The sequence below is a fragment of the Herbidospora solisilvae genome (assembly GCF_009901565.1).
GTDB classification, from domain to species: domain Bacteria; phylum Actinomycetota; class Actinomycetes; order Streptosporangiales; family Streptosporangiaceae; genus Herbidospora; species Herbidospora solisilvae.
The window spans coordinates 490,496-503,957 of sequence record NZ_WXEW01000003.1; the positions used below are offsets into that span (position 1 = coordinate 490,496).

Consider the following 13,462-nt stretch of genomic DNA (forward strand, 5'->3'; position numbering starts at 1 on the left):
GGGCCCTCCCCCGATCGGGGAAGGGCCCTCAGCCGTTTGGTCAGTCGGTGGCCGGGATGATCACGCCGCCGCCGTTGTCGTCGGCGGGCGGAGGGCCGCCGCCGTCGTCGTTGCCCCGGTTGTCGCCGCCCCGGTGGTCGCCGGGGCCGTCGCCGCCCCGTTCGGGCTTGGGCTTCGGCTTGGGCTGGCAGAAGCCGGCGGAGCAGCCGCCGAACTCCGACATGTCGACCGGCGTGAAGTTCGTGGCGGGCACGCCCTTCAGCGCCTTCAGCATCGTGTACTTCCAGATCGGGCCCGAGATGGAGGCGCCGTAGACGTACGGGAAGGGCTTGCCGCCGATGGTGACGCCGGTCAGGTCGTACTTGAAGGCGCCGCGCGGGTCGCCGATGCTGACGGCCGACGCGAGGTCGGGGGTGTAGCCGGCGAACCAGGCGGCGGTGTAGCCGTCGGTGGTGCCGGTCTTGCCGGCCGCGTCGCGGCCGATGCCGCCGACGCCCGTCATGGTGCCCTTGGTGAAGACGCCGCTGAGGATCGAGCTGGCCGCGTCGGCGACCTTCTCGTCGAGCACCTGGTCGCAGTCGGGCTTGTAGTTGGTGGCCTTGCCGTCGCGGTCGACGATCTCGGTGATGACCATCGGCGCGCAGTACTTGCCGCGGGCGCCGATCGTGGCGTAGGCGTTGGCGACCGTCACCGGGTCCATCTCGTTGACGCCGAGGGTGAAGGTCGGCACCTCGCGCAGCTTCTCGCCGTCGGCGCGCTGGATGCCGAGCTTCTGGGCCATCTTGACGACCTTGCAGAGGCCGACGTGCTCCTCGAGCTTCATGAAGAACGTGTTCACCGAGCCCCAGGTGCCGGTCTGGAGGGTGTTGAAGCCGCCCGCGCCCTCGCTGGAGTTGAACACCTGGTGGGTCTCGCCGGTCCGGTTGCCCTTGCAGTCGCGGAACGGCGACAACGCGTTGGTCGGGATGTCGTAGGTCTTGCCGGTGGCGAAGCCGTCGCTCAGCTTCATGCCCTCGTCGAGGGCGGTCAGCAGGGTGATCACCTTGAACGTGGAGCCCGCCTGGAAGCCCGAGCCGCCGCCGTGGGCGCGGTTGGCCGCCAGGTTGTAGCTCATCTCGTTCTTCTTCTTGTTGTCACCGAACTTGCGGCTGGCCGCCAGCGCCTTGATCGCGCCGGTGCCGGGCTCGACCAGCGCCTGGGCGGCGACCTGCTCATCGGTCGGGTAGACGTACTTCCTGATCGTGTCGTCGGCCGCCTTCTGCATCTTCCGGTCGAGCGTGGTGCGGATGGTCAGGCCACCGCGGTTCAGGAAGTCGCGCCGGGCCTTCTCGGTCTTGCCGAAGTCGGGGTTGTTCAGGATGTCGTTCTGGACGTACAGGCAGAAGTAGGGGTAGGAGCTGTCTTCGCAGCCGCCCGGCATCTTCTCGCCCTTGTAACCGAGCTTCTGCTGCTTGGCCGCGAGCGCCTGCTCCGGGGTGATCTTCTTGAGTTCGGCCATCCGGTCGAGCACGGTGTTGCGGCGGGCCAGCAGCCGCGCGCGGAACTCCTTGCCCCGGCCCGGGTCGGTCTGGCTCGGGTTCTGCACCGCGCCGGCGAGCGTCGCGGCCTCGTGCAGCTCCAGTTCCGACGCGTGCTTGTCGAAGAAGCGCTTGGACGCCGCCTCGATGCCGTAGGCGCCGTCGCCGAAATAGGAGATGTTCAGGTAGCGGTTGAGAATCTCGTCCTTGGAGTACTTGTTCTCGATCGCCATGGCGTAGCGGATCTCGTTGAGCTTCCGCGTGTACGTCGCCTCGATCGCCTTCAGCTGTTCTTCCTCGGTCTCGGCCGAGTTGAAGATGACCAGCTTCACGTACTGCTGCGTGATGGACGAGCCGCCCTGCACGACCCCGCCGCCGAAGAAGTTCTTCGTCATCGCGCGGATCGTGCCCTCGATGTCGAGGGCGCCGTGCTCGTAGAACCGGAAGTCCTCGATCGCGATGATCGCCTGCTGCATCACCGGCGCGATCTTGCTCAGCGGCACCGACTCGCGGTTCTGGAAGTAGAACTGCGCGATCTGCTTGCCGTCGTTGTCGAGCAGCACGGTCTTCTCGGGAAGCGGGGGCTCGTTGAGCTCCTCCGCCTCGATGCGCAAGGACTCGACGCCCGACTTCGCGCCGAAGCCGGCTCCACCGATGGCCGGCAGCCCGACGGCCGCGACCAGCACGCCGGCCATGGAGGCGGCGGCGATGAGCTTGACGAGGGTCAAGATCGCGTTCCCGAAGCGGGCTTTGCCTGAAGCTTGCACGGAGCTAAGCGTACGTCGAAGCAAGGGAAGATTCGGTACCAAACGCACCACGCCGCATTACCCGCGCTTGGGATGACTAGTCATACCCGGACACGACCGGCCGCCAAATTTGGTCCCTGCGGGTCTGTCCATTCGGACTCCGCGTCTCGTACGTTCTCCTCTGCGGCAACTGAATAAGGAGGCTCGGCGACCGCGCCCGTCGGCCCCAGAAGTCACGACTGACCACCTAAGGGGAGTGGGGTCGAAAAATGTGGATCACGGATTGGACCTCCCGTGCCGCCTGTCGAGGTGCGGACCCTGACGCTCTGTTCGTTCAGGGCGCCGCGCAGAACCGGGCGAAGTTGATCTGTCGAGGATGCCCTGTCCGGACCGAATGCCTCGCCGATGCGCTGGACAATCGCATCGAGTTCGGGGTTTGGGGCGGGATGACCGAACGGGAAAGGCGCGCCCTCCTGCGCCGTCGGCCCGACGTCGACTCCTGGCGCGACCTGCTGGAGATGGCGAAGGAAGAATACGAACGGACGAACGAGCTGATCGCCGGCTGACCCTCAGCGCTTGGCGAGCAGCTCCCCGATCTCACGCAACCCGTCGAGGTCGTGTACGTCCTGAGACATCGCGGGCACCCGGGTGACCGGCACAGTGGGGTGGGCCGAGGCGAACTGCTCCTGCTCCCGGTGCTCGCGGGCGGCGAGCTGCATCCGTCCGGCGTGCAGTCTCAGCACGGCGGCGGTCAGCTCGTGCTCACCACGCGACTCCAGATCTTCCGCGGCGGCGGTGCTCCGCGCCGCGGACAGATCGGGAGCCGGGGAGCGGTGCACCCGGTTGATCACCAGACCGGCCAGCGGCATCCGCTCCTCGGCCAGTCGCTCCACGAAGTAGGAGGCCTCCCGCATCGCGTCACGCTCCGGCGTGGCCACCACGATGAACGCGGTGCCGGGCGCCTGCAGCAGCTTGTAGGTCTGCTCCGCCCGCTGGCGGAATCCACCGAAGACGGCGTCGAGCGCGGAGACGAACGTCTGGATGTCTTTCAGCACCTGGGCGCCGAGCACCTTGGTCAGCACCCCGGCCACCAGCCCGAACCCGGCGTTCAGGATCTTGAACGCGCTGCGCCCCCCGGCCTTGGCGGGCGCCATCAGCAGCCTGATCAGCTTCCCGTCGAGGAACCGCCCCAGCCGCTCGGGCGCGTCGAGGAAGTCGAGAGCCGACCGCGAGGGCGGCGTGTCGACGATGATCAGATCCCATTCGCCCGACCGCCGGAGCTGGCCGAGCTTCTCCATGGCCATGTATTCCTGCGTGCCGGAGAAACTCGACGAGAGCGACTGGTAAAAGGGGTTCGTCAGGATCTGGCGGGCCCGCTCAGGGTCGGCGTGGGCCTCGATGATCTCGTCGAAGGTCCGCTTCATGTCGAGCATCATGGCGAACAGCTCGCCGTCGGCCCCCGCGACCTTGCGCGGGGTGTTGTCGAGCGAGGTCAGCCCCATCGACTGGGCCAGCCGCCGCGCCGGGTCGACGGTCAGCACCACGACGTTGCGGCCCCGCTCGGCCGCCCGCAGCCCGAGGGCCGCCGCCGTGGTGGTCTTGCCGACGCCGCCCGACCCGCAGCACACCACGATCCGGGTGCCCGAATCGTCGATGATGCCGTCGAGGTCAAGCTCGGGCGAGGTCATGCGGCTCCTTGCGTGCGGATCGCTTCGGCGAGTTCGTAGAGGCCCGCGAGGTCGGCGCCGTCCGCCAGCAGGGGCAGTTCATATCGTGGCACCCCGGCGGTCTCCAGCGCGTCACGCTCGGTTCTTTCCAGCTCGGCCCGGCGCTGCTGCTCGACGACCTCTCCGGCCAGGGCCTCGGCGATGACCGCCGCGTTGCCGTCGTCGCCCAGGCCGGCCGCCTTCACGCCCATGGCCAGTTCGGCCAGGTCGAAGGGCCCGGCGAGGGTGGGGTCGACGGCCCTCACCATGTTGACGAAGATCCCGCCGACGGGCAGCTTGGCCGCGCGCAGCTCGGCGACGCCGTCGAGGGTCTCCTGGACGGGCATCTCCTCCAGCAGGGTGACGAAGTGCACAGCCGTCTCGGGTGAGGCCACCACTCCGCGCACCATGTCGGCGTGGGTGCGTACCGGACCGACTCGGGCCAGGCCGGCCACCTCTTGGGTGACGTTCAGGAAGCGGGTGACCCGGCCGGTGGGCGGGGCGTCCATGACGACGGTGTCGTAGACCCTCTTGCCGGTTCTGTCCCGGCGCCTGACGGCCTCGCTGGTCTTGCCGGTCACCAGGACGTCGCGCAGGCCGGGGGCGATCGTGGTGGCGAAGTCGACGACGCCCATCTTGGTCAGCGCCTTGCCCATGCGCTTGAGCCCGTAGAACATCTCGAGGTATTCGAGCATGGCCTCTTCGGGGTCGATGGCGAGCGCGTGTACGTCGCCGCCTCCCGGCGCCACCGCGATCTTGCGCTCCTCGTAGGGGAGCGGTGGAAGATCGAAGACCTGCGCGATGCCCTGGCGGCCCTCAACCTCCACGAGCAGCACCTTGCGGCCGCCGGCCGCGAGGGCCAGGGCCAGGGCGGCGGCCACGGTCGTCTTGCCGGTGCCGCCCTTGCCGGTCACGACATGGAGACGTACTCCGTCCCAGTCGGTGTCGCGAGATCTCACACCCGTGAGGCTACCCAAACGCCATTTCCCGATACGCCGAGGAGTATCGATAGCCTTCCGCCATGACGAAGTGGGAGTACGTGACCGTGCCGCTGCTGACGCACGCGACCAAGCAGATCCTCGACAACTGGGGCGAAGACGGCTGGGAGCTCGTGGCCGTCGTCCCCGGCCCTAACCCCGAGCAGCTCGTGGCCTACATGAAGCGGGCCAAGGCGTGAGCAGCCCCGAAGACCGCCTGTCGGCCCTCGGCCTGGCGCTGCCCGACGTGGTGGCCCCGCTGGCGGCCTACGTCCCGGCGGTCCGCTCGGGCGCCCACGTCTACACCTCGGGCCAGCTCCCGATCGCGGGCGGGGAACTGCTGAAGACGGGCAAGGTCGGCGCCGAGGTCACCCCCGAGGAGGCCTACGAGCTGGCCAAGGTCTGCGCGCTGAACGCGATCGCGGCCCTGAAGTCGGTCGTCGGCGACCTGTCGCAGGTGGCCGGCATCGTCAAGGTCGTCGGCTTCGTCGCCTCCGACCCGTCGTTCACGGGCCAGCCGCAGGTCGTGAACGGGGCCAGCGAGCTTCTCGGCGAGGTCTTCCAGGGCGCCCACGCCCGCAGCGCGGTCGGCGTGGCCGTGTTGCCCCGCGATGCCCCGGTCGAGGTGGAGCTGATCGCGGAGATCCGATAGTTCTACACTCGGACGGTGGACATTCCGCTGTCGGGCGAGCTGGGTGTACGGGCGCGTGACCTGCTGGCCGGGCGGCTCGTCCCGGTCCCGGCCAGAGCCGCCGCCACGGTGGCCCTGCTGCGGGAGCCTCCTCTGGAGGTCTACCTGCTCCGGCGCGCGGCCACGATGGCCTTCGCGGCCGGGGCCTACGTCTTCCCCGGAGGTTCCGTCGACCCCCGGGACGCCGTCGTGGACATCGGCTGGGCCGGGCCGCCGCCCGCCGACTGGGCCGTGATGTTGAGCGCAGACGAGGAAACGGCGCGGAGCCTCGTCTGCGCGGCGGTCAGGGAGACGTTCGAGGAGAGCGGCGTCCTGCTGGCGGGCCGGTCGGCGGCCGAGGTGGTGCCCGACACGACGGGCTGGGAGGCCGAGCGGCTGGCGCTGATCAGCCGGGAGTTGTCGTTCGCCGACTTCCTGGCGGACAACGGCCTGGTGCTCCGCTCCGACCTGCTGAAGCCGTGGGCCCACTGGATCACCCCGGAGATCGAGACCCGGCGCTTCGACACCCGCTTCTTCGTGGCCGCCCTGCCCTCGGGCCAGCGGACCCGCGACGTGGGCGGCGAGGCCGACACGGTCGTCTGGACGAGCCCCGCCGAGGCCCTGACCTCCGGATACTTCCTGATGCCGCCGACGCTGCACACGCTGACGACGTTGTCGGCCTTCGAGACGGTCGCCGACGTGTTCGCCGACGACCCCAAGATCACCACCGTCATGCCCGTCCCCGTCGAGAAGGCCGGGCAGATGGTCCTCACGACCGAGGGACAGATCTGATGAGCGGCCTCTCACTGCCGATCGACGGCTCGGGCACGGCGAACGCCTCCAACGTCCTGGCCCCCAACGCCTCCCCGATGACCCTCGACGGCACCAACACGTGGATCCTCGGCCGGGGAGAGACCGTCGCGGTCGTCGACCCGGGCCCCGACGACGAGACCCACCTGTCGACCGTGGCCGGCCGCCTGGGCGACCGGAGCGTGGCGGTCGTCCTCCTCACCCACGGCCACGAGGACCACAGCGGCGGAGCCCGGCGGTTCGCCGAGATGGTCAAGGCGCCGGTACGCGCCCTCGACCGCACCCACGTCCTGGGAGAGGAGGGCCTGGGAGACGGCGACGGCCTGACGGTCGGCGGCGTGGAGATCCGGGTCATCGGCACCCCGGGCCACTCGTTCGACTCGTTGTGCTTCTGGCTTCCGGCAGACGGCGCCCTGCTGACCGGCGACACCATCCTGGGCCGGGGGACGACGGTGATCGCCCCCGACGGCGACCTGGCCGACTACCTGCGCAGCCTCGACAAGCTGCGCGGCATGGCCGAACTGGCCGAGGCCCAGGCCCTGCTGCCCGGCCACGGCCCGATCCTGCCCGACCCGATCGGCGCGCTCGACCAGTACATCGCCCACCGCAGGCAGCGCCTCGACCAGATCCGCCAGGCGATCAGAGAGGGCGCGAAGGACGCGCGGGAGATCGTGGAGATGGTCTACGCGGAGGTGCCCAGGGATCTGTGGCCGGCGGCGGAGATGTCGGTCGCCGCCCAGCTCAACTACCTGAAGAGCCTCTAGCGGGAGCGGTTGTAGAGCCGCTCCATGTCCATGATCACGACGGCCTTGGCCTCGATGCGGAGCCAGCCGCGCCCGGCGAAGTCCGCCAGCGCCTTGTTCACCGTCTCGCGCGAGGCCCCCACGAGCTGGGCCAGCTCTTCCTGAGTCAGGTCGTGGTGGACGCGGATCCCGTCGTCGACCTTCTGCCCGAACCGCTCGGCCAGGTCGAGCAGGGCCTTGGCCACCCGTCCGGGCACGTCGGTGAAGACCAGGTCGGCCAGCACGTCGTTGGTGCGCCGCAGCCGCTGGGCGAGCGCCCGGAGCAGGTGGAGCGCCACCTCGGGACGCCCGGTCAGCCACGGCCGCAGGTCGTCGTGGGACAGGCCGGCCAGCTTCACGTCGGTCAGCGCGATGGCCGAGGCGGTGCGCGGGCGCGGGTCGAACAGGGAGAGCTCGCCGAACATCTCGGAGGGCCCCAGTACCGACAGGAGGTTCTCCCGGCCGTCGGACGCGGTCCGGGCGAGCTTGATCTTGCCTTCGAGCACGACGTAGAGGGTCGCGCCGGTCTCGTTCTCGCTGAACAGGGTCTGACCCTTCGTCAGGGTCACCTCGGTGATGCTCGTGCGGAGGGCCGCGGCGCTCTCACGGTCGAGCGCGGAGAAGAGGGGGGCCCTGCTCAAGACTTCTTCGGTGCTCATGCCTGCCTCCCAACTTCATTCGCGATCGTAGCCATTGTGGCCTATGCCCTGCCTTCTGTATCACCGGGACCACCAGAAATGAGACGCCGGACCGCGTCCTCGACGTAGCGGGCGCGCTCGTCGGGGGTCGTGGAGTCGACCAGGGCGGCGGATTCGGGGCTGACCGCCGTCCACACCGAGGCGAGATGGAGCACCAGGCTCAGGAGGACACCTGGCGGGAAGTCGGGGGGGAGGACGCCCTCGGCCTGGGCCTTGGCAATCGCCTCGGCCTTGTGGGTCATGCTCTCGACGGCCAGCGGGACCGGAGGGTCGTCGGCCCGCTCCAGGCGTTGCCAGGTCGCCAGCCGCATCACCTGGGGGTGGGCCTCATAGCCTCTGGCCAGGGCGGCGGCATAACCAGGCAGGTCGTGGGCGTCGATCGGGGTCTCCCGCACGATCCCCTCGACGATCCGGTTGAAGACGGCGTCGAAGAGCTGATCCTTGCTGCCGAAGTAGTGGTAGATCTGCGCCTTGTTGGTGCCGGCCACCGCCGCGACGCGGTCGACCCTGGCCCCGGCGATGCCGTATTCGGCGAACTCCTCCAAAGCGGCGTCGAGCAGGCGCTGTCGCGTGGCGTCGGCTTTCCCAGGCATGGCCCAAGAGTATTTTCTAACCGGTTAGTTGACAACTCTGCCGACCCTTGCCTAGCGTTTCAACTAACCAGTTAGTCAGAAGGAGCCGAACATGATCTGGTTCGTCACCGGCAGTTCACGTGGTCTCGGCCGCGAGATCGTCCTGGCCGCCCTCGAACGCGGCGACCGCGTCGCCGGCACCGCCCGCAACCCCGCCCAGCTCGACGACATCGCCGCGAAGTACGGCGACCGCGTGCTCCCCCTGCCCCTCGACGTGACCGACGCCGTAGCGGTCGACGACGCCGTGGCCACCGCCGTCAAGGCGTTCGGCACGCTCGACGTCGTGGTGAACAACGCGGGCTGGGCCGACACGTCGGCGTTCGAGGACACCCCCATCGACAACTTCCGCGCGCAGGTCGAGACCAACTTCTTCGGCGTCGTCAACGTCGCCAAGGCGGTCGTGCCGATCCTGCGCGAGAAGGGCCACGGCTCGCTGATCAACGTCTCGTCGATCGGCGGACGGCTCGGCGTGCCCGGCTTGTCGGCCTACCAGTCGTCCAAATGGGCCGTGAACGGCTTCACCGAGGTCATCGCGCAGGAACTGGCCCCGCTGGGCGTCAGGGTCACCACGATCGAGCCGGGCGGCATGACCACCGACTGGGGTGGCTCCTCGATGGCGATCCCGCCGATCTCCGAGCCCTACCGGCAGAGCGTGGGGGCCTTCGTCGAGCGGGTGCGGCACGGGGGTCACAAGCCGCTCGGCGACCCGGCCAAGGTCGCCCGGGTGATCGTCCAGCTCGTCGAGATGGACGAGCCCCCGATCCGGCTGCTCCTCGGCTCCGACGCCCTCAACGGCGCCCGGTACGCCGCGCGCACCACCGCGGAGCGCGATGCGGCGTACGAGGAACTGAGCCGTTCCACCGACCGCGACGACGCCACCGCCCAGGAGCGTGATCCTCTGGGTCAAGCGTTGTCCACGAGCCCCGATGGCGACGCGGCGGCGTGAGGCCGGTCGTGTATCGGTAGCCGGGTGACCGACTCGATGGGCGTCGCCGACCTTCTCAACGCGACGCGTGAACTGATCGAACCCGCCCACCGGGCCGCGATCGACCGGCTCTCCCCGGAGCTGCGGCACGTCGCGGGCTACCACATCGGCTGGTGGGACGAGCAAGGCCGTCCCAGAAGGGGCGGGCAGGGCCGGTTCGTCCGGCCCGCGCTGGCGCTGGGCTGCGCCCGGGCGGCCGGCGGGCACGCCCACGACGCGGTGCCGATGGCGGTCGCGACCGAGCTGGTCAACGACTTCTCGCTGCTCCACGACGACGTGATCGATGGCGACGCCGTCAGGCGGGAGCGCCCGGCCGCCTGGACGGTCTTCGGGCTGAGCGAGGCGCTGCTGACCGGCGACGCCCTGCTGGCGGTCGCGATGGCGCTGGTCGGGCCGGCCGGGGTGCGCACCCTCGCCGACGCGCTGCTCGACCTGTGCCACGGGCAGGCCAGCGACCTGGCGTTCGTCACCCGGCCCGAGGTGAGCCTGGCCGAGTGCATGACCATGGCCGAGAACAAGACCGGGGCGCTCCTCGGCGCCGCCTGCGAGCTCGGCGCCCTGGCCGGGGGAGCCCGGGAGGTGCACGTCTTCCGCGAGTTCGGCACCCGCCTCGGGCTGGCCTTCCGGCTCACCGACGACCTGCGCAGCCTGACCGCAGACCTGGCCTGCCGCCGCAAGAGCCTGCCGGTCGTGGCCGCGCTCAACTCCGGCACGCAGGTCGCCGTGCTCCTGGCCGAGTCGCTCAACGGCGAACCCGACCCCGCGGCCGAGGCCGACCTGGTCGAACAGACGGGCGCGCGGGAGTGGGCGCTCCGGGAGGCCGACCGGCAGGTCGAGCTCGCGTTCGCGGCGCTCGGCCACGGGGCCACCCCGGAGCTGCGGCTGCTGGCCGACCTCAGCGTCGGCCGGGGGCGCTAGGCGATTAGTGGATGCCGGTGCGGACCGACGTGATCCGCCCGGTGTTGAAGCCCAGCCAGTGCATGCGGCCCAGGTAGCGGGCGTGCTCGATCTTCATGCAGCGGTCCATGATCACGGTGAGGCCGCCCTCTGCCGCGATCCGGGCGCCCTCTTCGCTGATCACGCCGAACTGCAGCCACAACGCCTTGGCGCCGATCTCGACCGCCTCACGGGCGATGCCGGGAACGGCGTCGGGCGCGCGGAAGACGTTCACCACGTCGACCGGCTCGGGGATGTCGGACAGGCTCGGGTAGCAGGTCTCGCCGAGGATCTCCTTCTCGCGCGGGTTGACCGGGAACACCTTGAAGCCGTGGCGCTTGAGGTAGAAGCCGACGAAGTTGCTGGCCCGCAGCTCGTTGCCCGACAGGCCGACGACCGCGACGGTCCGGGCGGTGTTGACCACCCGCTGGATGTCCTGCGGCTCCTGGTACGTCATGACGCCAAACCCTTCTGGACGTGGGCGAAACCCTGCTCCAGGTCCCAGATCAGGTCGGCCACCGACTCGGTGCCGACCGACAGGCGGATCGTGCCGGCGCCCACGCCGGTGGCGGCCAGTTCGGCGTCGCCGAGCTGCCGGTGGGTGGTGCTGGCCGGATGGATGATCAGGCTCTTGGCGTCGCCCACGTTGGCGAGGTGCGACCAGAGCGAGGTGCCGCGGATGAACGACTGGCCGCCCTCGCGGCCGCCGGCGCACTCGAAGGAGAACACCGCGCCCGCGCCGCGCGGCAGGTACTTCTCGACCAGCGGCTTGTACTTGCTCCCGGCGAGCCCGGGATAGGTCACGTTGGAGGCCAGCTCGTGGGCGGCGAGGAACTCGGCCACCTGGAGGGCGTTGTCGACGTGGCGGTCCATGCGCAGCGACAGCGTCTCGAGGCCCTGGAGGAACAGGAACGCGTTGAACGGCGACATGGCCGCGCCCAGGTCGCGCAGGGTCTCGGCGCGCAGCTTCATCAGGTAGCCGTACTCGCCGAAGGTCTCGTGGAACTTCAGGCCGTGGTAGGCCGGGGACGGGTCGGCGATCACCGGGAAGCGGCCGTTCGACCAGTCGAACGTGCCGGCCTCGACGACCACGCCGCCGATGCTGGTGCCGTGGCCGCCGATGAACTTCGTCGCCGAGTGGACGACGATGTCGGCGCCCCACTCGATCGGCCGGCACAGGTAGGGCGTGGCGAACGTGTTGTCGACGATCAGCGGCAGGCCGTGCTCGTGGGCGATCGTGGCGACGGTCTCGACGTCGAGGACGTTGCCGCCCGGGTTGCCGATCGTCTCGCCGTAGAAGGCCTTGGTGTTGGCCTTGACCGCGCCGCGCCAGGCCTCGGGGTCGTCGGGGTCGACCCAGGTCAGCTCGACGTTCATCTTGCGGAACAGGTGCTTGAGCTGGTTGACCGTTCCGCCGTAGAGGGCCGAGGAGGAGACCACGTGGTCGCCCGGCTCCAGCAGCGTGAACAGCGCCGCGGCCTGGGCGGCGATGCCGCTGGCGAACGCGACCGCGCCGGTGCCGCCCTCCAGGTTGGCGATCCGCTCCTCGAACACCGCCGTGGTCGGGTTCATGATCCGGGAGTAGGTGTTGCCGTATTCCTGGAGGTTGAAGTAGGCCGCCGCCGACTCGGGGTCTTCGAAGACGTAGCTGGTGGTCTGGAAGATGGGCACCGCGCGGGCCCCGGTGTTCGGATCGGGCCGCTGCCCCGCGTGGAGCTGGCGGGTCTCGAACCCGAACTCCCGGGCTTCTTCGGTACGAAAGGGTCTGTCGCTCACGAAGCCATCTTCCTCGTCAAGAACTGCCGGATAAGCGGGGTCTGCCGTGCTTCCTCCAGCAGGAAGCAGTCATGGCCGTAGGGGGCGTCGATGAGGTGGTTCTCCACCGGCTTGCCCAGATTAGTCAGGGCGGCGGCGATCTCGTTCGACGCCTCCGGCGGATAGAGCCAGTCGGAGCTGAACGAGATCAGCAGCGTGCGGGCCTGGATGTTCTCCAGCGCCTTCTCCAGCGAGCCGCCGCCGTGTTCGCGGGCCAGGTCGAAGTAGGTCAGCGCACGCGAGATGTAGAGGTAGCTGTTGGCGTCGAACCGCTTCACGAACGAGTCGGCCTGGTGACGCAGGTAGCTCTCAACCTCGAACTCGGGCTCGACGATCGTGTGGCGGATGTCGTCGGCGAACTGGAGGCGGCGGCCGAACTTGTCAATGAGGGCCGGACCGGACAGATAGGTCACGTGGCCGACCATGCGGGCCACGCCCATGCCGGCGTCGGGCTTGCGGCCGGTGCCGTAGTAGTGGCCGCCCTGCCAGTCGGGGTCGCGCATGATGGACTCGCGGGCGATCGCGTTCCACGCCAGTCCTTGGGGGTGGAGGGCGTGGGTGGAGGCGATGACCACTATGGAGTCGACCTGACCGGGGTACTGGACCGCCCATTCGAGGGCCTGCATCCCGCCCAGCGAGCCCCCCGCCACCACCGCGAGGCGCTCGATTCCGAGCGCGTCGAGGAAGGCGCGTTCGGTGCGGACCATATCGGCCACCGTGACCACCGGGAAGTCCGACCCGTAGGGGCGGCCGGTCGCGGAATCAATGGTCGCGGGCCCTGTCGTGCCGTTGCAGCCACCGAGAAGGTTGGTACAGACGACGAAGTATTGGTCGGTGTCGAAAGCCTTTCCGGGCCCGATCATCCCGTCCCACCAGCCCAGCCCTTTCCCCTGCGAGCCGTCGCGGTCTTCGGCGCCGAAGCCGTCGCGGGCGCTCGCCTCGGGGGCGGTCTTCGCGAAACCGGCCGCATGGGCATTGCCGCTGAGGGCGTGGCAGACGAGTATGACGTTGTCGCGCTCGGGGGAGAGGGTGCCGTAGGTCTCGTAGGCCACGCGGACGTCGCGCAGCTCCCGCCCGCTGTCGAGGCGTATCGGACCGTGCAGGTCGAGGTACTGAGTTTCAACGAAACCTATGGAGCCCATGGGTTTCATTGTATTGTTCATTTTACCTGTAGGAAATGAGGGGAAC

Annotated in this window: 15 protein-coding genes; 7 read left to right on the top strand and 8 right to left on the bottom strand. The window is 69.4% G+C overall.

Annotation, left to right across the window (positions count from 1 at the left end):
• Positions 1–40 precede the first annotated feature (40 nt).
• Positions 41–2,284: a transglycosylase domain-containing protein gene (locus tag GT755_RS11950; protein WP_328794308.1), complete on the bottom strand. Its 2,244-nt coding sequence runs from the start codon at positions 2,282–2,284 to the stop codon at positions 41–43.
• 248 nt (positions 2,285–2,532) lie between these two features.
• Between GT755_RS11950 and GT755_RS11955 the strand changes: the two genes are divergently transcribed.
• Positions 2,533–2,829 carry a WhiB family transcriptional regulator gene (locus tag GT755_RS11955; protein WP_030456252.1) on the top strand — a complete coding sequence of 99 codons (297 nt, stop codon included), beginning with the start codon at positions 2,533–2,535 and terminating at the stop codon, positions 2,827–2,829.
• Positions 2,830–2,832: 3 nt separating this feature from the next.
• Here the strand turns inward: GT755_RS11955 and GT755_RS11960 are convergent, their stop codons facing one another.
• Both GT755_RS11960 and GT755_RS11965 read right to left on the bottom strand, forming a co-directional pair.
• Entirely contained in the window at positions 2,833–3,951 is a 1,119-nt protein-coding gene (locus tag GT755_RS11960) for an ArsA family ATPase (RefSeq protein WP_161479781.1), read from the bottom strand.
• On the bottom strand, positions 3,948–4,928 hold the full coding sequence (locus GT755_RS11965; protein ID WP_030456249.1) for an ArsA-related P-loop ATPase: 981 nt from the start codon (positions 4,926–4,928) through the stop codon (positions 3,948–3,950). The genes GT755_RS11960 and GT755_RS11965 overlap by 4 nt, the downstream gene beginning before the upstream one ends.
• A gap of 62 nt (positions 4,929–4,990) precedes the next feature.
• On the opposite strand from GT755_RS11965, the gene GT755_RS11970 reads away from it, so the two are divergent.
• The 4 genes from GT755_RS11970 to GT755_RS11985 are packed head-to-tail and all read left to right on the top strand — an operon-like array spanning position 4,991 to position 7,190.
• Positions 4,991–5,146: a DUF4177 domain-containing protein gene (locus GT755_RS11970; RefSeq protein WP_137246435.1), complete on the top strand. Its 156-nt coding sequence runs from the start codon at positions 4,991–4,993 to the stop codon at positions 5,144–5,146.
• Positions 5,143–5,598, top strand: a complete 456-nt coding sequence (locus GT755_RS11975; RefSeq protein ID WP_161479782.1) for a RidA family protein — start codon at positions 5,143–5,145, stop codon at positions 5,596–5,598. Before GT755_RS11970 ends, GT755_RS11975 begins: the two co-directional genes overlap by 4 nt.
• A gap of 15 nt (positions 5,599–5,613) precedes the next feature.
• Positions 5,614–6,408 (top strand): NUDIX hydrolase, encoded by a 795-nt coding sequence (locus GT755_RS11980; protein ID WP_456319069.1) that lies wholly within the window; start codon positions 5,614–5,616, stop codon positions 6,406–6,408.
• Positions 6,408–7,190: an MBL fold metallo-hydrolase gene (locus GT755_RS11985; RefSeq protein WP_161479783.1), complete on the top strand. Its 783-nt coding sequence runs from the start codon at positions 6,408–6,410 to the stop codon at positions 7,188–7,190. The genes GT755_RS11980 and GT755_RS11985 overlap by 1 nt, the downstream gene beginning before the upstream one ends.
• Here the strand turns inward: GT755_RS11985 and GT755_RS11990 are convergent.
• Positions 7,187–7,867: a Crp/Fnr family transcriptional regulator gene (locus GT755_RS11990; RefSeq protein ID WP_030456245.1), complete on the bottom strand. Its 681-nt coding sequence runs from the start codon at positions 7,865–7,867 to the stop codon at positions 7,187–7,189. The genes GT755_RS11985 and GT755_RS11990 overlap by 4 nt on opposite strands.
• Positions 7,868–7,908: 41 nt before the next feature.
• Entirely contained in the window at positions 7,909–8,499 is a 591-nt protein-coding gene (locus GT755_RS11995; protein WP_161479784.1) for a TetR family transcriptional regulator, read from the bottom strand.
• Between the two features lie 91 nt (positions 8,500–8,590).
• Between GT755_RS11995 and GT755_RS12000 the strand changes: the two genes are divergently transcribed.
• Positions 8,591–9,484: an SDR family NAD(P)-dependent oxidoreductase gene (locus GT755_RS12000; protein ID WP_161479785.1), complete on the top strand. Its 894-nt coding sequence runs from the start codon at positions 8,591–8,593 to the stop codon at positions 9,482–9,484.
• Between the two features lie 24 nt (positions 9,485–9,508).
• Positions 9,509–10,441 carry a polyprenyl synthetase family protein gene (locus GT755_RS12005; RefSeq protein WP_328794309.1) on the top strand — a complete coding sequence of 311 codons (933 nt, stop codon included), beginning with the start codon at positions 9,509–9,511 and terminating at the stop codon, positions 10,439–10,441.
• Positions 10,442–10,445: 4 nt separating this feature from the next.
• Here the strand turns inward: GT755_RS12005 and GT755_RS12010 are convergent, their stop codons facing one another.
• The 3 genes from GT755_RS12010 to metX are packed head-to-tail and all read right to left on the bottom strand — an operon-like array spanning position 10,446 to position 13,416.
• Positions 10,446–10,916, bottom strand: a complete 471-nt coding sequence (locus tag GT755_RS12010) for a CoA-binding protein (protein ID WP_161479786.1) — start codon at positions 10,914–10,916, stop codon at positions 10,446–10,448.
• Positions 10,913–12,235: an O-acetylhomoserine aminocarboxypropyltransferase/cysteine synthase family protein gene (locus GT755_RS12015; protein ID WP_161479787.1), complete on the bottom strand. Its 1,323-nt coding sequence runs from the start codon at positions 12,233–12,235 to the stop codon at positions 10,913–10,915. Before GT755_RS12015 ends, GT755_RS12010 begins: the two co-directional genes overlap by 4 nt.
• Positions 12,232–13,416: a homoserine O-acetyltransferase MetX gene (gene metX / locus GT755_RS12020; RefSeq protein WP_235966481.1), complete on the bottom strand. Its 1,185-nt coding sequence runs from the start codon at positions 13,414–13,416 to the stop codon at positions 12,232–12,234. Before metX ends, GT755_RS12015 begins: the two co-directional genes overlap by 4 nt.
• Positions 13,417–13,462 lie beyond the last annotated feature (46 nt).